Annotated in this window: 19 protein-coding genes; 14 read left to right on the plus strand and 5 right to left on the minus strand. The window is 39.1% G+C overall.

Annotated features, from left to right (window positions below; all coding sequences use genetic code 11):
• The first annotated feature begins 180 nt into the window (after positions 1-180).
• A complete protein-coding gene (locus DS2_RS16565; RefSeq protein WP_035016028.1) occupies positions 181-1,197 on the plus strand; it encodes a PEP-CTERM sorting domain-containing protein in 1,017 nt (338 codons plus the stop codon).
• A gap of 33 nt (positions 1,198-1,230) precedes the next feature.
• On the opposite strand, the gene DS2_RS16570 is transcribed toward DS2_RS16565, so the two are convergent.
• The 3 genes from DS2_RS16570 to DS2_RS16580 all read right to left on the minus strand — a co-directional run bounded on the left by DS2_RS16570 (position 1,231) and on the right by DS2_RS16580 (position 5,824).
• Positions 1,231-2,430: a glycosyltransferase gene (locus DS2_RS16570; RefSeq protein WP_160168584.1), complete on the minus strand. Its 1,200-nt coding sequence runs from the start codon at positions 2,428-2,430 to the stop codon at positions 1,231-1,233.
• 1 nt (position 2,431) lies between these two features.
• Complete coding sequence (locus DS2_RS16575; protein WP_035016030.1) at positions 2,432-4,924, minus strand: tetratricopeptide repeat protein; 2,493 nt, start codon at positions 4,922-4,924, stop codon at positions 2,432-2,434.
• A 96-nt stretch (positions 4,925-5,020) separates the two neighbouring features.
• Complete coding sequence (locus DS2_RS16580; protein ID WP_160168585.1) at positions 5,021-5,824, minus strand: DUF2989 domain-containing protein; 804 nt, start codon at positions 5,822-5,824, stop codon at positions 5,021-5,023.
• Between the two features lie 72 nt (positions 5,825-5,896).
• Between DS2_RS16580 and DS2_RS20070 the strand changes: the two genes are divergently transcribed.
• From DS2_RS20070 to rmf, 6 genes are all read left to right on the plus strand, one after another.
• Positions 5,897-6,430: a TlpA family protein disulfide reductase gene (locus DS2_RS20070; protein WP_051479959.1), complete on the plus strand. Its 534-nt coding sequence runs from the start codon at positions 5,897-5,899 to the stop codon at positions 6,428-6,430.
• Positions 6,431-6,526: 96 nt separating this feature from the next.
• Positions 6,527-8,638, plus strand: a complete 2,112-nt coding sequence (gene rlmKL, locus DS2_RS16590; RefSeq protein ID WP_035016031.1) for a bifunctional 23S rRNA (guanine(2069)-N(7))-methyltransferase RlmK/23S rRNA (guanine(2445)-N(2))-methyltransferase RlmL — start codon at positions 6,527-6,529, stop codon at positions 8,636-8,638.
• Between the two features lie 11 nt (positions 8,639-8,649).
• A complete protein-coding gene (locus DS2_RS16595) occupies positions 8,650-8,889 on the plus strand; it encodes a glutaredoxin family protein (protein WP_035016033.1) in 240 nt (79 codons plus the stop codon).
• 1 nt (position 8,890) lies between these two features.
• Entirely contained in the window at positions 8,891-10,792 is a 1,902-nt protein-coding gene (locus DS2_RS16600; protein ID WP_035016034.1) for an ATP-binding cassette domain-containing protein, read from the plus strand.
• Positions 10,793-12,502 (plus strand): DUF3466 family protein, encoded by a 1,710-nt coding sequence (locus DS2_RS16605; RefSeq protein WP_035016035.1) that lies wholly within the window; start codon positions 10,793-10,795, stop codon positions 12,500-12,502.
• Between the two features lie 202 nt (positions 12,503-12,704).
• Positions 12,705-12,881: a ribosome modulation factor gene (gene rmf, locus DS2_RS16610; protein WP_016955018.1), complete on the plus strand. Its 177-nt coding sequence runs from the start codon at positions 12,705-12,707 to the stop codon at positions 12,879-12,881.
• Between the two features lie 63 nt (positions 12,882-12,944).
• On the opposite strand, the gene fabA is transcribed toward rmf, so the two are convergent.
• Both fabA and DS2_RS20075 read right to left on the minus strand, forming a co-directional pair.
• Positions 12,945-13,457, minus strand: a complete 513-nt coding sequence (gene fabA / locus DS2_RS16615) for a 3-hydroxyacyl-[acyl-carrier-protein] dehydratase FabA (protein ID WP_035016036.1) — start codon at positions 13,455-13,457, stop codon at positions 12,945-12,947.
• An 87-nt stretch (positions 13,458-13,544) separates the two neighbouring features.
• Complete coding sequence (locus DS2_RS20075) at positions 13,545-15,158, minus strand: S16 family serine protease (RefSeq protein ID WP_051479960.1); 1,614 nt, start codon at positions 15,156-15,158, stop codon at positions 13,545-13,547.
• A 261-nt stretch (positions 15,159-15,419) separates the two neighbouring features.
• Here DS2_RS20075 and thrS point away from each other — a divergent pair, with 261 nt between their 5' ends.
• The 7 genes from thrS (at position 15,420) to ihfA (ending at position 22,723) form a co-directional block, all read left to right on the plus strand.
• On the plus strand, positions 15,420-17,333 hold the full coding sequence (gene thrS, locus DS2_RS16625; protein ID WP_035016037.1) for a threonine--tRNA ligase: 1,914 nt from the start codon (positions 15,420-15,422) through the stop codon (positions 17,331-17,333).
• 20 nt (positions 17,334-17,353) lie between these two features.
• Positions 17,354-17,893: a translation initiation factor IF-3 gene (gene infC / locus DS2_RS16630; protein WP_081754313.1), complete on the plus strand. Its 540-nt coding sequence runs from the start codon at positions 17,354-17,356 to the stop codon at positions 17,891-17,893.
• 75 nt (positions 17,894-17,968) lie between these two features.
• Positions 17,969-18,166, plus strand: a complete 198-nt coding sequence (rpmI, locus tag DS2_RS16635; RefSeq protein ID WP_016955023.1) for a 50S ribosomal protein L35 — start codon at positions 17,969-17,971, stop codon at positions 18,164-18,166.
• 16 nt (positions 18,167-18,182) lie between these two features.
• The gene (gene rplT / locus DS2_RS16640) at positions 18,183-18,539 is read left to right on the plus strand and encodes a 50S ribosomal protein L20 (RefSeq protein WP_035016039.1); all 357 of its coding nucleotides are present in this window, start codon (positions 18,183-18,185) and stop codon (positions 18,537-18,539) included.
• Positions 18,540-19,035: 496 nt separating this feature from the next.
• Positions 19,036-20,016: a phenylalanine--tRNA ligase subunit alpha gene (gene pheS, locus DS2_RS16645; protein WP_035016040.1), complete on the plus strand. Its 981-nt coding sequence runs from the start codon at positions 19,036-19,038 to the stop codon at positions 20,014-20,016.
• A gap of 17 nt (positions 20,017-20,033) precedes the next feature.
• Complete coding sequence (gene pheT / locus DS2_RS16650; protein WP_035016042.1) at positions 20,034-22,421, plus strand: phenylalanine--tRNA ligase subunit beta; 2,388 nt, start codon at positions 20,034-20,036, stop codon at positions 22,419-22,421.
• A gap of 2 nt (positions 22,422-22,423) precedes the next feature.
• Positions 22,424-22,723, plus strand: coding sequence for an integration host factor subunit alpha (ihfA, locus tag DS2_RS16655; RefSeq protein WP_035016043.1), 300 nt, complete (start codon positions 22,424-22,426; stop codon positions 22,721-22,723).
• Positions 22,724-22,729 lie beyond the last annotated feature (6 nt).

Consider the following 22,729-nt stretch of genomic DNA (forward strand, 5'->3'; position numbering starts at 1 on the left):
TAGGCGGCTCAAAGTTTCCGTCTTCTAATGCACTAACCAATCCGATATTCACTACGGAACGTCAGCTTTTTTTACAATCCAAATTTATCTGATTTTTAGTTATTTGAATTTTAAGCATTTTTGGTATTGGTATATCAATTGCTTAAAAATAGCACAACTGATAAAAAAGGATACCAACTCATGACTCCTAACAAAATTAAACTGTTGGCTGTTGCAATTTCTACCATCTTGGGTACGCATATTGCCCCCGTTTATGCATTTCCAACAGATATTGAACTTTCGGCTAATACAGATGTAACGCTAAATGGTGATAATAGCACTGATTCAGACACCGACAATACGAGTGTCTATGCTTCATCTTATTTATACAGTGGCAATGATTGGGCGGATGCAAACGCATCAGCAAATGATCAAGGTTGGATTTACAGTAATGCTTATGGTTATGGCGCTGACTTTGATGCTATGTCAACGGTTACCCAATCTGTTACTGTGACTAACGATACAGGCCTCGACCAGTTTATTGATTTCACGTTTACAATTAACTTTGGTAGTTTGAGCGTTTATGGATTCGAATATGAACCAGCCTTTGAAACAGGAGAGTATATAACCGCTAGTTATATGGCTGATATCCGACTAAACGACACTAGTATATGGGATAGTTCTGCAGCTCTTACCTATGATGAGAATGGATATTCGTTTACTCAATCAGGTGCGTCACTGGCAAATTATGACGCTAGTAATCCTGAGTATTACGGTTGGGGAGAACAAACAGATACAATAGGATTAGGGTTGATAGGTGCAGGAGAGAGTTTTACGCTCGACTACATAGTCAAAACACATTCGTTTGGTCAACCTGGTCTAATCGACGACTGCGACAACGGATATGGTGATTATGGTGAATACGGCGACGGTGGAGAATTCTTGGTTTTTAACACTTTTGTTGACGATTTTGATGACGGCTATGGTGACTATGGCGAATATGGTGATGGATATGGGTGTTTGTACAGTGCTTTAGATGCATACGCGCAATTTGGTGACCCGTTCGACTTTGGTGCTACACCTGCATTTACTGACGCTTCTTTTACCCAAAGCACGCCAGTTCCAGAGCCTAGTTCATTTGCCATCATTGGTGCAGGTTTAGCGGGTCTAGCATTTATGCGTAGACGACAAGAAAAAACAAAAAAGAACCTTAGTTAAAACCTGAACACTGTCTGTAATGGAAGCAAGTTGTTAGTCAGCTTCCATTACAATCTCCGCACATCGTTTGGCAATTTCCTCAGCGTGGAGTTCGCTGTTAAATCCTAAGTAGCGATTCTTGAAGTTGGCTGCATTCGCCTTAATGCTGCTGTCTGCTATCATAAAGTTTAGCGCTTTGTGTATTGTACCAAGATTGCTTTCTGGTACAAGCGCCGCAGATAATCCCTGCTCTGTCAGTTTTTTTGCCAAGATTCTTTGCTCTAACTGATTTGGAATAACCAGCAAACGAATCCCTGATAGCAGTGCTGCTGCGACTGTACCATGTCCGGCATTGCAAATTATTAGGTCCACCTGGTTTTCAATCGCGCTCAATTTAATCGGCTGATCGCTAAAGTCTAGATTAGTGTATTGTTTTTTTAGTTGGCTAACATCTAATTTAGGAATGTGAATGAGTCCTTCAATTGGCAACTGGTTTAACGCTTCGAGCAACTGCTGATAATTTTTGGTTCGTGAATGAAGGTAAACAAAAACTTTGTATTTATCTGTCTTAAATTGATGAGACTGGCCTAAGTTAGTGGCATAACGTGCGCCCCAATAGTTATCAGAGTCTCTGTTAGAGTAGTGGTCTAGTTCTGGAAAAGTGCATAAAAAATCTTCTTCGACGGTAAATATTTCACTAACGCTTGCTAGTTCGGCTTGATTGAACTTTGTGATACTAGAATTAATTGTAGCCAAAACTCCGTCGTCAATTTTTTGCAGTGTATTTGATGATTGTGGAGGAAAAATATCAAATTGAGGCAAAATTAACTGCCTGGGCGGCGAAAAAAAACCTGTACCAATCATGCAACTCTTTATGTTGAGTGTCTTCGCAGCCAAAACGGCTGACGGAGAATGATCCGCTACTATTAAGTCTACTGATAGTGTTTGCAATAAAGTTCGCCATGTACCTAGAAGATTTGTCAGTAGTTGAGGGTTGTTATATCCAAGATGGGATATTATGTGGGAGTAGCTGAGTGTGGCAGAGCGATTGCTATTGGTATTTCGAGTGCAAGGTGACTGAAAAATTAACGTGTTTTCATCAAAATTTTTTTTAATTAAATGTGCAAAGTCAAGATGACGAATAATCCAAGAGACTTTTATACCCATTGTCTGTAAATGTTTAGCAATTGGAATAAACCCCGAAATATGTCCATACCCTTCGCCAAACTCCCAACAAAATACGATGTGTTTCATGTTATTTTCCATAAATTTTAGTTCGAGTGCTCAGAACACTCTGCTCTGCGGGGCTCAATTCGTATGCCATGTCGATAAAATGTTTTGCTTTATCCACATTTCCTTGTTTATTGAGGTACCAAGCTAGATTGTTACTCAGTTGCCAATTCGTCTGTGCTAATTTGTGTACACTCGGTACATCGACGATTTGTAAGGCTTGGTCAGTGTGAGTATCAGCAAACCACATAAACGCATCTATTCTAAGGCCAATTTCTTGTGGATAATGCTTTAGATATTCAATCGTTATTTCTAATAGCTGAGTCTGGATATTTATATAACTAGTCAAACGATGAAACTTATATATTAGCTGTTTATTTGCTGACAACTTAAACGCATTTTGATACGCATTTGCGGCATCGCTATACCTTTTCTCAATGGCTGCTATATTTCCTATCAACTCAAAATAATGAGCGTTGGGTTTAACGGCATTGGAATAGCTTTTGAGCTGTTGTTTGGCTTTGTTAATCTTGTTATCGACTATGTAAAGGTTGGCAAGCTCTAACTGAAAATTCACATTGTTTGGAAATACGCTCAACGCATGTTTTAATAACTCGACTGCTTGGCTGGTTTGCTTTAAATGTCTTAACATCAGTAAGCGCAACTGAATTCCATCTATTGAATTGGCTTGAGGGTGTGCAGAAAATTGCTTAGCAATCTCTTCTATTTGAGTCTGATTGTTTTGCTGTTGATTGACTAGAAAATATAATTTCCAGTGGTCAATTTTTCTATGTTCAAGCGTAATTTTGGAGAGCTCTTGCTCTAATAAAAGCCATTGCTTGTGTTTATACAACAACTTTAGATATGGCATTTTTATATCTGGGTTGGTTGTCGATGTGACTTGTTCTTTTATAGTTTGCCAGTTGATTTTAGGACTATTTTGCCAAGCAACTAAAAATGCATTGAATGCACCAGGATTATTTGGATCCAGCGTGAGTAACTGGCTAGAGTAAGTTAGCATTTCTTGCCAATTTTGTTGTGATTTTGCCAAAAATATCTTGTAGTTTAGTGCTATATGGTTTGTGGTGCCATCAGTTAAAAGGCTGTCGAAAATCTCGTCTGCCGCTGTTTGTCTGCCTGTTTTCCATGCAATTAGCGCCTGCATGGTTTTGGCAATTTCACTATCTGGATGGTTTTGTAACCATGCATCTACTCGGTCTTTTGCAAGTTCAACCTTATCGTTTTGTAGCCACTTAATGACTGAAAAAGAATCTTTCAAGTCGGAACCACTGGCTTGTGGAAATGATTTCACAATAGAAATATAAAAATGATGGTATTTCTGATTGTTAATGTAGTTTTCTAGTTTTTGCTGGCTGATATCAGTGATGTGCTGTTTTTCAAGTTCGTCAACTTCATTTATTAAGTAACTAGCAAGCGTAATATCCTCTTGAGAGGCAAATTCAAGTTGCTTGTATAATTCGATGGCTTTTTGGTGTCCATCATTTTTTAATTCTAGAATGGTTAGGATACGAAGAATGGGGTCATTGCCTGCAAGTTTGGGGGCTAAAGGCGATAGTAGCTTAAATGCTAGTTGATATTGTTCTAAGTGATATGCGCTCATGCCCGCAACAGTGCGTAGCGATTTGGTATCCAAACCCGTTTGCAAGGCTTTATTTGCAGAGTGTAAGGCTGATTTATAGTCTTGTTGCTGATATGCCAATGTTGCCACGAATTGATTAACAATCGGTCGCTTATCATTCGTGATGACTAATTGTTGTGTATGTGCTTTTGCGATGGCAGTTTTATCCAGCTGTAATGCAAGTTGAACAATATAAACATGAATATTGGGGTACTTAGGACTTTGTGTATAGACCGTCAAAAATTTTTGCAGTGCCTGTTCCTTTTTTCCAGAATCTGCAAGCTTTCGAGCGTGTAATATAACCAACCGCCTGTCTGCATTTGAATGCTTTGTTTGCTCAGATAGTGTATTTAAGATTTGTTTAGTTTTATTCGGTTGCGTCTCCAACAATAGTTCATAGTTTGTGACTAAGAACCAATCGTTATTATTTGCTGTGATTTTTATAAACTCTTTTGATGCTAACGGAATATCGTTTGAATATAACGCCTTCCTAGTCAAATAAGCTTGTCGTAAGTTTGGATTGTCTACTTTTTTTAACGCGTCTGATAAATCTGCTAGTTGCCTATTTTGTAACAATGATTCTAAATAAGCGTCTACTTCAGATTCTACTTGAGGCTGTTTCGCTAAAACTGGTTTAAGGAAGCGAGCAGATTGTAGAAATAACCCTATTTGATAGTAAAACTTCCCTGCAGCTACCCTTATTTCAGGGTTATCTGTGTATTTTTGAAGCGCATTTTTTACTTCTATTTCCGCTTGTCTGAATTGCTGTTCCTGGGTGAGTTCCTCAATATCTATTATGGCTTGATGTGCCGTTTTGTTCCATCCGCAGCTAGTTAAAACAATTAATGTGCTTAATAACAACGCGATTTTGATGTTCACAACAGACCCTTATTCATTTTTCCTTAGCTGCAATGCAAATATTAGCATATGGCGCAACAACCTCAATTAATCATAGTACACTTGTTAAGTAGAACGTTATCTTTTAGGCGGCTCAAAGTTTCCGTCTTCTAATGCTGTTTCATAGTCATTTGCAATATCATCTAATTGTGAGATTGGCACGCCTTCTGTTTTAAGTACTGCGCGCAATGGAGCTAAATCAATATCACTTACACCAAACTCTTTGGCAAGTTTACCCCATACATAAGCGTGTTTATATTTTTCTTCTTTTAAGTACAAGGTACTCAAAGTATTGAGAATCTCTGGGTTGATAACATCGTCTTTGCCGTACAACTCTAAAGCTCGATATAGCGTATCTATTGTCAAATCACGATTAAATTTTACATAGTAAGTGGCTAATTTAAATTGAAGCTCTGGCGTTTGTAAAACACCGCTATCACGCAAAGCTAAGAATCGGCTCATTGCATCTTCATCACCGTTTCTTGACCAGTGCCAATACAATAAGTTCGGGTCGTTACTATCGGCTGTTGCCTTTGATAAACGCTCAAGCTCTCTGACTGAGGTCACAAACCCTTTAACTCGGCCCGTTTGCTTGTCTTTTAACTTAATATGCTCAATAAAAGATGCTTTCTCTACGCAGGTAGAGTATTTTTCAAAATCAGTGATCAGCTTATATCTAACTTCATCGCTTGGGTTGATAGACTCGTTAAATCGTCCAAATATCACTTCTTTGCGTTCTTTTTTACACCAAGCATCATCATTTAAATCTTCGCAAAATTCAGGGGTGTTTTTGCAGATAGATTTTAACGTGACGCCTTGTTCACAACCAAACAAAAAAGACAAGGGTAGAAAGCATATCGGTAAAAGTCGGGTCTTATTCAAAAGGGCTCTTCCGTTTATTATAGAGATTGCGAATAGCTGTTTTTAAAAGCTTTTAAAAAAGGATAAACCAAAATGTCACTAAAAAGAATGGCTAAGTGGGCAATTGAGTTGTTTTTTATGTTGTTAATCATTTCAGCATTCTTCTGGTTTCAATCGCGAAATATGCTTGAAACCGGCCATCGAATTGAACGTGTCACGGTGAACGGCCAAGTAGACAAATGGTTAAATACACAAATGGGCGTTACGGAAATTAATTTAGCCAGTGGTGACGGCCCGAGTCTAGTTTATTTCATTGCGCCTTGGTGTAGTGTTTGTCATCTAAGTATTGATAATTTACAAAGTTTGTATGCAGATTATCCTGGCAAACTCAATTTATATGTTATTGCGTTAAGTTTTGACAATAGTGATGAGGTTGTCAGCTTTGTAGAGCAACACAGTTTAACCTTTCCCATTTATCTAGGGGATGAGAAGTTGGCGCAATCTGTCAATGTATCGGCTTTCCCGAGTTACTATTATTTAGATAACCAAGGTGAGGTTGTCGCAAAAGCGGTTGGATACACAACCGAAACCGAGTTAAAGGTTAAACACTGGCTGCATTTTGAATAAATCCCCGTGTTTCATTGTAGAGGCTAAGCGACTACAAACCTCGCAATTGCCGTTTGCTTGGGTGTATAATGCCGCCTCAACTTTATGAGGTAAATAATGGCAAAGTTTTTAGTCACAACATCCAAAGGTTTAGAAAATTTACTAGAAAGTGAATTAACTGAGCTTGGCATTGAAAATATCAAGCTATCCGTTTCGTCGGTATGGTTTGAGGGAACAATGGAGCAGGCTTATCGCCTTTGTTACACCTCTAGACTTGCCAATAAAGTATTGTTAGAACTTGCCTCTGGTGATTGTGCCAACAAAAATGATTTATATAAAGTTTGTCAATCTGTTGATTGGCCAATGCAATTTTCAGACAAGGTTACGTTAAGTGTAGATTTTAATGGCACTAATGATGCTTTGCGCAATACTCAGTATAGTGCTCAGGTCATCAAAGATGCGATATGTGACATATTCAACGAGGAGTTAGGTCGCCGTCCCAATGTTGATAAATCCAATGCCGATATCCGTATTCAAGGGCGTTTAATTAAAAAGCAGGCGCACATCTTTTTAGATTTCTCTGGTGCGAGTTTGCATCAGCGTGGCTATCGAACCCAAGCAGGACGCGCGCCAATTAAAGAAAATATTGCAGCTGCAGTTGTTATGCGTAGCGGGTGGTTGCAGCAACCAAATGCACCATTGGTCGATTATTTTTGTGGGTCTGGCACATTGTTGATTGAAGCGGCACAAATGGCGTGTAATATGCCTGCACAACAATACCGACGAAAGTGGGGATTTGACGCCTGGTTATCTCATAACAAAGCGCTATTCGAGCAAATAAAGACGGAATACGACCAACAAATAATCGAAGATGGTTCATTTCAACTTTATGGTTTCGATATCAATAACCGTGAATTATCCGTTGCAAAACAAAATGCTGATGATGCAGGTGTTGCCAAATATATCCACTTTGAGCGACAAAATGCGGTAGATCATACGTTGAAAGTGAAATCTGAAACTGGTTTTATTGTTTCAAATCCGCCTTATGGTGAGCGGTTGGAAGACCAAGTCGCGATTGCGCACTTATACTTAGATTTTGGCCATAATATCAAACAGCAACATGCTGGTTGGTCTCTTACCCTTATATCTTCAGCCATTGACGCAATGCGCTATTTAAAACTCTCGGCTAATAAAAAGTATAAAGTTAAAAATGCCGCATTGGATTGTATTGTTGCTAATTATCAAATAGAAGCAGCTCAAGACACTACTCACCCTAGAGAAGGTTTGGCGGTTGAGTTTCAAAATAGGTTAAAGAAAAATTTTAAACAATTTTCTAAACAAGCGCGTCAAGCCGATACCGAATGCTATCGTGTATATGATAGTGATTTACCGAATTATAATGTCGCGATTGACATTTATAACGACTCTTTGGTCATCTACGAATATGCTGCACCAAAAAGTGTACCAGTCGAAAAAGCGCAAGCTCGGCTAAACGAAGTACTATTAACAGCACCATTTGTATTAGGTACAGAACCAAGCAAGATTGCATTAAAGGTGCGTAAAAAGCAAAAAGGTAATGAACAATATAAAAAGGCTGCTGATCGTGGTGAGGTCATGACGGTCAGAGAAGGGCCCGCGCAGTTTTACGTCAACTTGTACGATTATTTAGACACAGGGTTGTTTTTAGATCACAGAGATATGCGTAAACTGATTGGCCAAGTCAGCCAAGGTAAATCTGTGCTCAATCTATTTTCATATACATGCAGTGTGAGTGTTCATGCCGCATTAGGTGGAGCAACTCAAGTGACTTCGGTTGATCTATCAAAAAAATACTTGGATTGGGGTAAACAAAATTTTGAGTTAAATGGCATTAACTCAACATGGCATCCCTTTATCGCTATGGATAGTATCGATTGGTTAAAGCGAACCAATAACAAGTTTGATTTAATTTTTATCGACCCACCTAGTTTTTCGAACTCAAAAAAACTAGCGCATGATTTTGATGTGCAAAGAGATCATATTAAATTACTGCGTTTGGCTTTAGAGCATTTGAACGAGGGGGGAGATATCTATTTCTCAAACAATTTACGTTCATTTAGCTTAGATGAATCCTCTTTGGCTGAGATAGGCTTGCAATGGCAAGATTTAACCAATAAAACCATGCCGTTTGATTTTAAGCGTAAATCGAATATCCGTCAGGCGTGGCGATTATTTAAAACGGCAAAGTAACAAGCAAACCAATGGAACATGCACAATTATTATTATTGGGTACAGAAGGTTGCCATTTGTGTGATCTAGCATACCAAGTATTAGCAAACATAGGTTTGGCACAACATATTCAAATAATCGATATTGCTGAAAACGAGCATATGGTTGAGCAGTTTGGCGAGCGTATCCCAGTATTACAAGATAGTTTAACCAAAGACTGTTTAAACTGGCCGTTTAACGAGCAGCAAGTGATAGAGTGGTTAGAAAATTAATATGAATTTATACCGTATAACGAACGGCCATTTAGCTTTTGGTGATCATCCGTTGTTAATAGGTGCAGAATTGCAAATTAACAAAGGTGAAAAGATTTCCATATTGGGACGCAATGGTACGGGTAAGTCCACTTTGTTAAAAATCATTAGTGGAGAACAAAACTTAGATTCGGGCGAAGTAAATGTCCGCGCTGGCACGATAATTTCTCGCTTACCTCAAGATCCACCACGCAATACACAAGGCACAGTATATCAATATGTTGCTGAAGGTTTGGGGGCTGCAGGTACAGCTTTAGGGGAATTTTATCTGTTAAGTACACAAGCCGATGCTTGTTTAGACAAAATGTCGGTGATTCAGCAACAGATAGACAAACTTGATGCCTGGTCCATAGAACCCAAAATCCAGCAAGTTATTTCACGTTTAGGCTTAAATCCAGACACTGAATTAACATCAATGTCAGGTGGTTGGTTACGTAAAGTGGCATTGGCTCGAGCGCTCGTTGTTGAGCCTGATATCTTGCTACTAGATGAACCAACTAACCATTTGGACTATCAATCTATTGCTTGGTTAGAAAGCTTTTTAAAAGAGTTTAACGGCGCGGTTGTATTCATTTCGCATGATAGGGCATTTGTTCGTAATTTATCTGATTCTATTTTAGATTTAGATCGTGGCAAACTTATCCGCTTTGAACGTGGTTATGATCAATATCTAATTGATAAAGCTGAATATCTAAAAATAGAAGAAGAAACGAACCGTAAGTTTGATATCAAACTCGCGCAAGAAGAAGCTTGGATCCGCCAGGGAATTAAAGCGCGTCGAACCCGCAATGAAGGCCGAGTAAGACATTTACAACAGATGCGAAAAGACCGAGCTTCAAGGAGAGATGTTCAAGGTACAGCCAATCTCAAACTTGAAGAAGACAAGCGCTCTGGTAAGGTGGTTGCTGAAATATTGGGCTTGAACTATGCCTATGGTGAGCAAAACATCGTCTCCAATTTTGATGGTTTGATTTTACGCGGCGATAAAATTGCCTTGGTTGGCCCAAATGGATGCGGTAAATCGACTTTTATTAAACTGATATTGGGTCAATTAAAACCTGATTCGGGCAATATCAAAGTTGGTACTAATTTAGATGTTGTGTATTTTGACCAATATCGTTCACAGCTTGATGAAGAAAAGTCGGTGATGGACAATGTCGCAGATGGCAAGCAAGATGTTGTATTTAATGGACAAACACGCCATGCACTCGGTTATCTGCAAGATTTTTTGTTTAGTCCTCAAAGAGCGCGTTCTCCGGTAAAGTCATTATCAGGCGGTGAAAAGAATCGACTCTTGTTGGCCAAATTGTTTTTAAAACCAGCTAACTTATTGGTACTAGATGAACCAACTAATGATCTTGATGTAGAAACACTCGAGCTACTAGAAGAATTATTAGATCAGTATTCAGGTACACTATTATTGGTATCGCATGACCGTGAATTTGTAAATAACACAGTTACTTCGAGCTATTATTTTCATGGTAATGGGGTTATTGAAGAGTTTGTTGGTGGTTACGATGTTATAGTACCTGCAATTGAACAGCGAAATCGTCAACTGCAACAACAAAATAAAAAAACTGAACCAAAAGCTGAACCAAAAAGCTCGACACCAGTCGAAAAATCACAAAATAACAAAACAAAACTGTCGTATAAGCAGAAACGTTTGTTAGAATCGTTGCCACAAACCATTGAACAGCTTGAAAGTCAGATAGAAACTTTGCAATTAGAAATCAATTCACCAGAGTTTTTCAGTAAAGAACAAAGTTATACTCAAGCTAAATTAGACGCTTTAGCTAAAGTTGAAGCAGAACTTGAGCAAGCTTTTGAGCAATGGGAAGAATTGGAAAGCCTACAGAATAATTAAATGATGAATAAACTAACAAAATTATCAATCGCCTTGTTAACAGCAAGTGCAAGTTTCGCCACTTTTGCGAGTGCACTCAGTTATAACCTTGAGACTATTAGCACTGCGGAAGTATTTAAGAACAGCTTTCCTATCGATATAAATGATAATAATGAAGCTGTCTCCTTGAATACGGGAATATATCAACATCCTGTCGATTTATCGTTGCTCGACTTTGACGAACGAGACTTAACTTTTGCAAATCAATTAGCGCAAGTGGGTGTCAACAACGTTAGTTACCTAGAAAGTGTTAAAAAGGGAAACTTCGACGCAACCAGTTTGCAGTCAGTATTGGGTTACATATCAGGCAACGCAAGTGACGGCCGATATCAGCCAATTGCAAATTATCGATCGTCATTGGCTGAATATAATCAAAGTGAAGAGTTAGTCGTATTTGACACTATCAACCCAAACACAGATGAGTTGAGTTATTTTAACAACGAATACGCGCGTGGGATCAACAACTTATCATGGATCGTAGGTGACACTAGCTCAACGTTTACTCGAACCGAATTTAACGATGAAACTTGGCTAATTCCAAACTTTATTCATCGTGGTTTTGTTAAAACCAGAAACCGAGTTATAGAACTTTTACCACCTTATGATGAAATCGTCGGTGGTGTTAGTTATGCGACAGAAATTTCTAACTCAGGCTGGGTTGTTGGTTATGGGTCAATAGAGGCGACGAATAATGTATTGTCGATCGAAGCTTCATGTGAACAGAATGACCTGATCCCTGAACAAGTATGCTTATGGCAAGGGTTTAATAACAATATTGCAAATCAAACAAGCTTTTTTAAAACGCATGCACTGATGTGGAAGGTCAATGCAAATGGTGAGGTATCTCAACCAATTGATCTGGGCATTGCTATCGACGACTCTGGCTCAACCAACCAAGCAGTTTATTCTAGCCGAGCATTTGCGGTCAACGAAGAAGGTTATGCCGTAGGTGATTCGCATGTCAGAGATGTAAACGATGATGTTCGCCGCCAAGCAGCGCTATTTCACAACGGTTCTGTGCATATCATCACCAATCCACTTACTTATCCTGCAAGCCGTGCCACTGATATTAACGACAATAATATTGTTATTGGCGTGATGTCAGATACAGCTGGTTTAGGTATTGTGCAAAAGAGCTTTTATTATGACCTGAACACCAGTGATACTCAGGTACAAAAATTAGATGATTTTGCGGTTAGCTCACAAACTTTAGCGCGAGCAATTAATAATCAAAATGTTATCGTCGGCCAAACTGAAATCGATGCATTAACAGGCGGCTCTACGCCTAAACATGGTTTTGTCTATTATACAGATACAGACGAAATGTTTGACTTAAATGAGCTAATGACCTGCGACACAAACATGACGATTGTCGACGCGGTAGCGATTAATAATGATGGGGTTATTTTAGCACACGCAAGTGCAACGCAAACTGCCACAAATATTATGAATCAACAATTAGTTGACGGTTTAAGCGGTGAATTCGCGCGTGAACAAGTTAATCACACCGTTAAACTTGTTCCAGATGCACAAGGAATGTATGACTGCGTGCTACCAGGAGACGACATTAAAATTAAGCGCAAGGGCGCTTCTTTTTCTTGGATTTACTTAAGTTTGTTATTTATTACATTTTTGTTTAAAAAATCAATTCGTAATAGGAAATCGATCTAAGCTAACTGACCTATGGTGAATTGTTAGAAACTTCCCGTTAATCAGCTGGTTACTTAATATTTGGCTTAATAAGTAACCAGCAACCATCAAAAGTCCCTGTTGCAATACCCCGTTAAATTAGCTAATTTGAAAGTGAAGGCACGCAAGCGTGTTGCTTCAAATTAATATCCAAAAACCAAAAACGGATGAAGGAATTGCTTACATGAAAAGACAAAAGCGTGATCGTTTAGAAAGAGCTCAGTCTAAAGGCTATCAAGCAGGTCTAACTGGTAAAACTAAAGAATGTTGTCCATATCAGGAAACTGATACAAGAGCCCAGTGGTTGGGTGGATGGCGAACGGCGGTAGATGACAGAGTTTCGTTTTTTGGAGGAAAGTAAGAAAAAAGCCCTTAAGGGCTTTTTTCTTATCTAGAGCATAATTGTATAAAGTACCTAGTTTAGTTAGAAGCCAGATGTATCTTGGAATAAACCAACCTTTAAATCTTTCGCTTCATAGATAACTTTACCGTCTACAGCTACAGTACCATCAGCCATACCCATAAATAATTTACGCTTAATTACACGCTTCATATCAATTCGGTAAGTAACTTTTTTCGCAGTTGGTAAGATCTGACCGGTAAACTTAACTTCACCAACACCTAAAGCTCGACCTTTACCAGGACCACCAGACCAACCTAAAAAGAAACCGACCAATTGCCACATAGCGTCAAGACCTAAACAACCTGGCATCACAGGATCACCAGGGAAGTGGCAATCAAAAAACCATAGGTCAGGCGTAATATCAAGCTCGGCTTCAATATAGCCTTTGTTTGCAACACCACCTTCGTCATAAATAGCGGTAATGCGATCCATCATAAGCATATTAGGCGCAGGTAGTTGGCTATTACCTGGACCAAAAAGTTCGCCTCGGCTACAAGCCAATAGGCCTTCTTTGTCAAAACTGTTTTGTTTCATTTTGGCTAGTCAATATATTGATTAAAATTCGGCGCATACTTTAGCGAACACATGTGCGCTAAACAAGTCTGAGCAGCTAATTTCTCACTATTTATTAAATAATTTAATTAATTTATGCCAAATAGAGCTAATTTCATCATCCTGTTGGCTAAATTTGTCTAATTCAACTTTAACCAAATCAAATAGACCTTTTTGATCATCTGTTTCAGCTGGTTTGCCAGTAAGTATTTCTGAAGCTTGATGGACATGGTCAATTGCATAAATTTTAAAGGTGCCATTGCTGACAGCTGTTTTAATTTCGCTGGTTAAATTTAAATTTGCAACATTAGCTTTGGGGATTATTACCGAGTGAACTTGAGAAGGCGCTTTTAATTTGGCTAGGGTATAAAAACCTTCAATTTTCAAATCAACACCACCGACGGCCAATACATTACCCAATTGATCCATCGCACCAGTTACAGCAACGTGTTGGTTAATAGGAATGTTCGATATAGCCGACAGCAGGGCATATAATTCAGCTAAAGATGCACTATCGCCATCAACTTCATGGTAAGACTGCTCAAATACTATGTTGGATGAAATTGGCAAAGGTTCGTTGCGCGCAAATACCTTGGCAACAAATGAAGATAAAATCATCATAGCTTTAGCATGGATGTTGCCACCTAAATCGGATTTTCGTTCTATATCGCCAATATCACCTTCACCGACAAAAATATTTGCGGTGATTCTAGATGGTTCACCAAACTCAGCAAGCGCTGTTTCTACAACGGTTAAGCCATTAATTTGGCCAACCACAGCACCAGAGAAATCTACTTTGATACTGTTATTTTTAATTTGCTCGTAATTAAATAGACGCGCAGTCGCGTGAAAGCCTTCTAGTTCTCGAACAGTTAATTCAACTGTTTGCTGACTGATGTTCGTTTGGATTCTTTGTTTAATTTGTTCGATGTAGTTTAAGTCAATCGACATCCAGTTTTGGTCTTCACATCTTCTAGCAAGTGCCCAAACAATTGCATTAAATGCATTTTCATCAAGTTGGTAATTTAGGGCTTGTAGTAAAGCATTTAAAGCCGATAAGGTTGTTGGATTGATTTCAACTGCGTAGTCAGCCTCATAAATTCGGTCCTGACTAATTTGACCCAAAGCAGGGCATAAGTACAAAAGTTGCTGAATTGAGTCGTAGTCACCCAAGATAATTATCTTTTTATCCAGCTTAATTTTGCTATGTCTTAGTTGTTTAAACTCTGCTTGCTGATAGTCTTTGCTTAACCACTGGGTGTCGAATACTTTTGTAACGGCTGTTTTAACCAATAAATCGGCGCAATCTAAATCTTGCAGCAATAAATGAGTCGAAAAAATTAAATACTCATTATCAGCGTTAAAGATTTCTCCAGGCGAAAAATGTGCTTTACCACTGGTGGTTAGCTTAAATCGTCCGAACAAGGTTTCTTTGCCGCAATTACAAATAAGTTGGTTGTCTAAGCCTAGCCAAGTTAATAATTGAGCTGTATGAGGTTGACCGCACAACAAATGAATCAGTTGATCCACTTTATTGGTTAAATCGACAAAGCTAGCGAGCTGAGGTAATAGGGCGCTTGAGTTAATGTCATCCTTTGAGTAAGAATAGGACGAAAGTTTCTCCTCAATGCTTAATTGCTCTACTGATAATTCAAGTTGTGCAATATCCTTCGCGTTTGACATAAGCGCTAACCTGTTTGCTGCAAAATACTAGGGCGCGAAGTATATACCTAAAGTTGTTTAAATTGCGAGATAATCACTTAGGTAACAGAAGATATGGCGATAAACAGCAACAAATACGCCTCAAACGGTAATTTATAACAATTTATCGGGGGAGGATGTTTTAATTACTGATATATATGAGTATCATACGCCTCTTAATTATTCCCATAATGTAAATAACAAGTGGCACTTGGTAGGTGTCACCACTGGTAAGGAAATATAATGCCTATTATCACTCTTCCTGATGGCTCAACAAGAGAATTTGAGCAAGCCGTAACTGTAATGCAAGTTGCTGAATCCATTGGCCCTGGTTTGGCCAAAGCAACAATCGCTGGCCGTGTTGATGGCCAACGAGTAGACGCATGCGACTTAATTGAAAACGATGCTAAGTTACAAATTATTACCGCGAAAGATGAAGATGGTCTAGAAATCATTCGTCACTCGTGTGCACATTTGTTAGGTCACGCAATTAAGCAACTTTTCCCTGATGTAAAAATGGCGATTGGCCCAACCATAGATAATGGTTTTTATTATGATATCGACTTAGATAAATCTTTGACCCAAGAAGATATCGAAGCGCTAGAAAAACGTATGTTACAATTGGCGAAGACCAACTATGCAGTGGTTAAAAAGCCAGTAAGCTGGCAAGAAGCGCGCGACACCTTTGAACAGCGTGGTGAACCATACAAAATTGAAATATTGGATGAAAATATTTCAAAAGATGACAAACCTGCTTTGTATCATCACGAAGAATACATTGATATGTGTCGTGGTCCGCATGTACCAAATATGAAGTTTTGTCAGCACTTTAAACTAATGAAAGTCGCAGGAGCATATTGGCGTGGCAACTCAGACAATAAAATGTTGCAACGCGTTTATGGCACTGCTTGGGCCGACAAAAAACAATTAAAGTCTTATTTAACCCGTTTAGCAGAAGCAGAAAAGCGCGACCATAGAAAAATTGGTAAGGCACTTGATTTATTCCACTGGCAAGAAGAAGCGCCAGGCATGGTGTTTTGGCATAATGATGGTTGGACCATTTACAAAACATTAGAAAACTACATGCGAGAGCAGTTAGTTAAATACGGCTATGAAGAAGTTAGAGCGCCGTTAATTTTAGATGTATGTATGTGGGAAAAATCAGGTCACTGGGATAAATATGGTGACATGATATTCTCAACAGAATCTGAAAAGCGCACCTATGCAGTTAAACCAATGAACTGTCCTGGTCACGTACAAATCTTTAATCAAGGTTTAAAATCGTACCGTGACTTACCTTACCGTATGGCTGAATTTGGTTTAGTTCACAGAAATGAACCATCTGGTTCATTACACGGTTTAATGCGTGTTCGTTCATTTACTCAAGATGATGCGCACGTGTTTTGTACTGAAGAACAGATCTTGCAAGAAGTATCTTCGTGTATAGAAATGGTGTTCGATACATACAAAACTTTTGGTTTTGAAGATATTGACGTTAAATTGTCTACCAGACCTGAAAAACGTGTTGGAAGTGACGAAATTTGGGATAAAGCCGAAAAAGCGCTAGAAGATGCATTAAAAGCTAATGGCCTAGAGTTTGAACTTCAGCCTGGTGAAGGCGCGTTTTATGGACCAAAAATTGAATTTACTTTGCACGATTGTTTAGGTCGCGCATGGCAATGTGGCACAATTCAGCTAGACTTCTCTATGCCTGAGCGATTGGGTGCAACATATGTTGCTGAAGACAATGATCGAAAAACGCCTGTGATGATCCACAGAGCGATTTTAGGTTCATTAGAACGTTTTATCGGTATTATGATTGAAGAGTTTGCTGGGCATTTCCCAGTTTGGTTAGCGCCAACTCAAGCTGTTGTATTGAATATTACCGACAAACAAGGTGAATATTGCGAAAATATTGCTAAAATATTGAACAAAAATGGATTTAGAGCCAAAGCTGACTTGAGAAATGAGAAAATTGGCTTTAAAATCCGCGAGCATACTTTAAAACGTATCCCATACATGTTGGTTGTAGGGGATAAAGAATTAGAGAATGGTCAAGTTGCAGTACGTACCCGTAAAGGTGAAGACCTCGGTGTTATGTCTATTGAACAAGCCGTTGAACTTATTCAAGGCGACGTTGACTGTAAAAAATTATAATTTTCGTGGAGGAATGAACCATTAAAGGTGGTAGAAAAGGCCCAGAGGCCGGCAAAGCGCGTATTAACGATGAAATCGACGTAAAAGAAGTACGTTTAATTGACGCAGAAGGCGAACAAGCTGGCGTTGTCAGCTTAAGAGAAGCTCAGGATATGGCTGATGAGGCCAAGTTAGATTTGGTTGAGATTAGTCCTAATGCGAATCCACCCGTCTGTCGAGTGATGGATTACGGTAAGTTTCTGTACGAAAAGAGTAAATCTGCTAAAGAGCAGAAGAAAAAGCAAAAACAGGTTCAGGTTAAGGAAGTTAAATTCCGACCTGGAACTGACATAGGCGACTATCAGGTAAAACTACGCAACCTGACTCGCTTTTTAGAAGACGGTGACAAAACCAAAGTAACGATTCGCTTCCGCGGTCGTGAAATGGCGCATCAAGAAATTGGTATTGATATGATGAATCGTATCAAAAATGACTTATCAGACTTGGCTCAAGTGGAATCTTTCCCAAGCCGAGTTGAAGGTCGCCAAATGATCATGGTGTTGGCACCAATTAAGAAGTAGTTAAGGCATAAAGAGGTTAGCCTTGGTTAACCCGCCTTGCTGCAAATTGTAAATTGACAATGCGGAGTAAACTCAATGTCAAAAATCAAAAGCCATAGAGGTGCTGCGAAGCGCTTCAAAAAAACTGCCAATGGCGGTTTTAAATGCAAACAATCACACTTGCGTCATATTTTGACCAAGAAAAGCTCTAAGCGTAAACGTCACCTTCGTGCGAAAACTCAAGTTCATCAAAATGATGTTCCATTGATCGTTCGCATGTTGCCATACGCATAAAATAGGAGACTGAATAATGCCTAGAGTTAAACGTGGTGTAGTTGCACGCGCAGCACACAAAAAAGTTTTAAAGCAAGCTAAAGGTTATTACGGTGCTCGTAGTCGCGTATATCGTGTAGCTACTCAAGCCGTAACTAAAGCTGGTCAATACGCATACCGTGACCGTCGTCAGCGTAAGCGTCAATTCCGTCAATTGTGGATTGCACGTATCAATGCTGCTTCTCGTCAAAATGGTTTATCATACAGCCGTTTCATCAATGGTTTGAAAAAAGCATCTGTTGAAATCGATCGTAAGATCTTGGCTGATATCGCTGTATACGACAAAGCAACTTTTACTGCTTTAGTTGAGAAAGCGAAAGAAGCTTTAGCTTAATTCGAAAAATCAACAAACAGATTTTTGTTAAAAGGGGCGTGGTTATCACAGCCCCTTTTTTGTTTTTGTCTACTCACATTTATTATTTAACCTGAACTCTGGATAACAACTTGCTTTCTAGAGGCTATTTATCCTTATAACGGCGTTGAATTCGCTAGTAATAGCCAGCTATTACGTACGCAAATTCGCCTTGTTCTAAGAATAACTATCTCTCTAGAATGACTACCATAAAATTAATTTTTAATAACAATGGGTTAGCTAACTTGTTATCCAGAGTTCAGGTTACTTAACGTTATACCCTATAACCCACTAACTATTAGTCAGAAATATAAAGCGGCAAAACTGCCTTAAACAGAGTCCAAAACAGTTTATTTAACCTCAACTCAAATGACTAAATTACTAAATCGCTAATCTGCTGATATTTGACTACATTTTTGCGCTAAATCAGTTAAAATACGCGGTTTATTTTTCAAGCTAATTCTGGGGAAAATTCTTAATGAATTTAGATGCTATCGTAGCGGCGGCAGAGCTTGCTATCAAAGAAGCAAATGACCTAGCAGCACTCGACGATATACGTGTGCAATATTTGGGTAAAAAAGGTCTTTTTACCGAACAAATGAAAACTTTGGGTAAGTTACCACCTGAAGAAAAACCAAAAGCGGGTCAAGCGATCAATCAGGCTAAACAGCAAGTTCAAGCTTTATTAAATGACAAGCGTGACGCTTTCCAACAAGCCGAATTAGACAAAAAGTTAGCACAAGAAAGTGTTGATATTACATTGCCTGGTCGTGCAGCTCATGCTGGTGGTTTACACCCTGTATCAAAAACCATTCAACGTGTAGAGTCATTTTTTGCTGACTTAGGTTTCCAAACAAGAGTTGGCCCAGAGGTTGAAGATGATTGGCATAATTTTGATGCACTCAACATCCCAGATAATCACCCAGCTCGCGCAGATCACGATACTTTTTACTTTAATCCTAAGTTAGTGTTACGTACACAAACTTCAGGTGTGCAAATTCGCACAATGGAAGCTGAGCAACCACCGCTTAGAATTATTTCCCCAGGTCGCGTTTATCGTAACGATTACGATCAAACTCACACGCCAATGTTCCATCAAGTCGAAGGCTTGTTGGTAGACAAAGACGTTACTTTTGCTCAGTTAAAAGGCATCTTGTTTGATTTCTTACAATTCTTTTTCGAAGAAGAGTTAGAAGTTAGATTCCGCCCATCATTTTTCCCATTTACCGAACCTTCAGCTGAAGTCGATGTAAAAACCAAAGATGGTAACTGGTTAGAAATTCTAGGCTGTGGCATGGTTCACCCAAATGTTTTAAAAGGCGTGAATATCGACCCTGAACAATACACAGGTTTTGCTTTCGGTATTGGTGTTGAGCGTTTAACCATGTTGCGCTACGGCGTGAGCGATTTACGCTCATTCTTTGAAAACGATGTTCGTTTTTTAAAACAATTTAACTAGGCACTTTCGGAGATAGTATGAAATTTAGCGAATCTTGGTTAAGAGAATGGGTCAATCCGCAAGTTAGCCAGCAAGAATTAATTGAACAAATCACCATGGCGGGTTTAGAAGTTGATGAAGTCGCGCCTGTTGCTGGTGAATTTAGCGGTGTAGTGGTTGGTCATGTAGTTGAATGTGGCCCACACCCAGATGCAGAAAAATTACAAGTGACCAAAATTGATGTTGGTCAAGACGAATTATTAGACATAGTTTGTGGTGCAAAAAACTGTCGTAAAGACTTAAAAGTTGCAGTCGCAACGATTGGTGCTGTTTTACCGGGTAACTTTAAAATTAAAAAAGCTAAACTACGCGGTGTACCTTCATTTGGCATGTTGTGTTCAGAAGCTGAATTAGGTTTAGCAGACGAAGCACCTGGAATAATTGAATTACCCGCAGATGCGCCTATTGGGCAAGACATTCGTCAATATCTAAATTTAGACGATGTAGCGATTGAGGTTGACTTAACCCCTAATAGAGCTGATTGTTTAAGCATACAAGGTATTGCTCGTGAAGTGGGTGTATTAAATAATCACGATTTAACACCAGTAGAAGTTAACCCAGTAGCTGCAAGTATTGATGCTGCGGTATCAATCGAACTTAAAGCAGAACAAGCTTGCGCTAAATATGCAGGTCGCATCATTAAAGGTGTAGATGTATCAAAAGCTTCACCTTTATGGTTAGTAGAAAAATTACGTCGCAGCGGTATTCGTTCAATTGACCCAATTGTTGATGTAACTAACTTAGTGATGTTAGAGCTTGGCCAACCTATGCACGCGTTTGACTTACAACAAGTTGAAGGTGGTATTGTGGTACGTTTAGCCAATGATGGTGAGAAACTCACATTATTAGACGGCCAAGAAATTAGTTTAAAAGCCGATAGCTTAGTGATTGCTGATCAGTCAAAAGCTTTGGCTCTAGCCGGTATATTCGGTGGTAAAGATTCAGGCGTGACTGAGTCTACGCAAGATATACTGCTAGAAAGTGCATTTTTTGCACCTGACTTTATGATGGGTAAAGCACGTCAATATGGTTTACATACAGACTCTTCACACAGGTTTGAGCGCGGTGTCGACCCAAGTATTCAGTTACAAGCAATTGAACGTGCGACCCAGCTTATATTAGACATTTGTGGTGGTGAAGCCGCGCAAGTATCTACAGCAGAGGTTGCAAGTGCATTACCGCAAGCTAAAAAAGTAACCTTACGTGCCGCTAAGCTTAAATCTAAATTAGGTATTGAGATAGCAGATGACACTGTAACCGAAATGTTGACACGTTTAGGTTTAACAGTTGAAAAGACTGAAGCTGGCTGGAATGCTGTTGTTCCAGGCTATCGTTTTGATATTTCGATTGAAGAAGATTTAATCGAAGAAGTTGCGCGAATTTACGGCTATAACAATATACCAATGCAGCGTCCGGTTGCTCAGCTAAACATGAGCGCAAAACCAGAAGCAGTAAAATCTTTAGATTATGCAAAAAATTGTTTAGTGAATTTAGGTTATCAAGAAGCGATTACTTATTCGTTTGTTGACCCGAAAAAACAAGATGCACTGCATAATAATGCCCAAGCTTTAGTATTACCGCATCCGATTTCAGCAGATATGTCGGCAATGCGCTTATCTTGCTTAGCAGGCTTACTCGGTGCAGTGGTCTACAATGCTAACCGTCAGCAAAGCCGTCTACAGCTATTTGAATCGGGTTTAATTTTCACCCCTGATAAAGACGCAGAGAATGGTATTCGTCAAACTAGAGTGTTAGCCGGTGCTATCACAGGTTTACGTCACGGTGAACATTGGACGCTAGAAAAACGTCCGGTCGATTTCTACGATATTAAAGGTGATGTAGAAGCGTTATTGCAACAGATTGATAATAAAGCTGAATATGAATTTAAAATAGAATCGCATTCTGCCTTGCATCCTGGTCAATCTGCTGCTATCTATAAAAATAGCCAGTATTTAGGATTTATTGGTGCAGTACACCCTGAAGTAGCGAAGAAAATTGGATTAAAACCAAAAACTTTCGTCTTTGAACTGTTAACTAATGTATTGCTAACAAGTCAGGTACCGGCGGCTCAAGCAATTTCTAAATTCCCGTCAAATCGACGAGATTTAGCATTTGTGGTGGATAAATCTGTCCAAGTTGGTAAAGTGTTAAGTGAAATTAAAAAAGTTGGCGGAAATCAATTAGTTGAACTAAACTTGTTTGACGTCTACCAAGGAGAAGGGATAGCAGCTGATAAAATCAGTTACGCGATCGCTTTAACATTGCAAGCGGTAGAGAAAACGCTAGAAGAGAAAGAAATCTCGGCAATCGTTGACAAGGTAGTTGAACACTTAAACGCGCAATTTGGTGCTACATTGAGAGATTAGGTATGGCATTAACAAAAGCCGAAATAGCAGAACATTTGTTTGAAAAACTTGGAATGAATAAACGTGATGCCAAAGAATTAGTTGAAATATTCTTTGAAGAAATTCGCGTTGCTTTAGAAAGTGGTGAACAGGTTAAATTGTCTGGTTTCGGCAATTTTGATCTGCGTGACAAAGGTGAAAGGCCGGGTCGTAACCCTAAAACGGGTGAAGATATTCCGATTACCGCTCGCCGTGTAGTCACTTTTAGACCTGGGCAAAAGCTCAAAAGTCGCGTAGAGAATGCTGAACCAATGGATGATTAATCAATA

It is taken from the genome of Catenovulum agarivorans DS-2 (genome assembly GCF_000568405.1).
Taxonomy (GTDB): domain Bacteria; phylum Pseudomonadota; class Gammaproteobacteria; order Enterobacterales; family Alteromonadaceae; genus Catenovulum; species Catenovulum agarivorans_A.

What these genes read in the sequence shown, in the direction of transcription:
- DS2_RS20075 (WP_051479960.1), bottom strand. Translation starts at nt 15,158, where the DNA reads ATGTCAAACGCGAAGGATATTGCACAACTTGAATTATCAGTAGAGCAA.
- pheS (WP_035016040.1), top strand. Translation starts at nt 19,036, where the DNA reads ATGAATTTAGATGCTATCGTAGCGGCGGCAGAGCTTGCTATCAAAGAA.
- thrS (WP_035016037.1), top strand. Translation starts at nt 15,420, where the DNA reads ATGCCTATTATCACTCTTCCTGATGGCTCAACAAGAGAATTTGAGCAA.
- DS2_RS16595 (WP_035016033.1), top strand. Translation starts at nt 8,650, where the DNA reads ATGGAACATGCACAATTATTATTATTGGGTACAGAAGGTTGCCATTTG.
- DS2_RS16605 (WP_035016035.1), top strand. Translation starts at nt 10,793, where the DNA reads ATGATGAATAAACTAACAAAATTATCAATCGCCTTGTTAACAGCAAGT.
- rplT (WP_035016039.1), top strand. Translation starts at nt 18,183, where the DNA reads ATGCCTAGAGTTAAACGTGGTGTAGTTGCACGCGCAGCACACAAAAAA.
- DS2_RS20070 (WP_051479959.1), top strand. Translation starts at nt 5,897, where the DNA reads ATGTCACTAAAAAGAATGGCTAAGTGGGCAATTGAGTTGTTTTTTATG.
- DS2_RS16600 (WP_035016034.1), top strand. Translation starts at nt 8,891, where the DNA reads ATGAATTTATACCGTATAACGAACGGCCATTTAGCTTTTGGTGATCAT.
- DS2_RS16565 (WP_035016028.1), top strand. Translation starts at nt 181, where the DNA reads ATGACTCCTAACAAAATTAAACTGTTGGCTGTTGCAATTTCTACCATC.
- rlmKL (WP_035016031.1), top strand. Translation starts at nt 6,527, where the DNA reads ATGGCAAAGTTTTTAGTCACAACATCCAAAGGTTTAGAAAATTTACTA.
- pheT (WP_035016042.1), top strand. Translation starts at nt 20,034, where the DNA reads ATGAAATTTAGCGAATCTTGGTTAAGAGAATGGGTCAATCCGCAAGTT.
- ihfA (WP_035016043.1), top strand. Translation starts at nt 22,424, where the DNA reads ATGGCATTAACAAAAGCCGAAATAGCAGAACATTTGTTTGAAAAACTT.
- rmf (WP_016955018.1), top strand. Translation starts at nt 12,705, where the DNA reads ATGAAAAGACAAAAGCGTGATCGTTTAGAAAGAGCTCAGTCTAAAGGC.
- fabA (WP_035016036.1), bottom strand. Translation starts at nt 13,457, where the DNA reads ATGAAACAAAACAGTTTTGACAAAGAAGGCCTATTGGCTTGTAGCCGA.
- DS2_RS16570 (WP_160168584.1), bottom strand. Translation starts at nt 2,430, where the DNA reads ATGAAACACATCGTATTTTGTTGGGAGTTTGGCGAAGGGTATGGACAT.
- rpmI (WP_016955023.1), top strand. Translation starts at nt 17,969, where the DNA reads ATGTCAAAAATCAAAAGCCATAGAGGTGCTGCGAAGCGCTTCAAAAAA.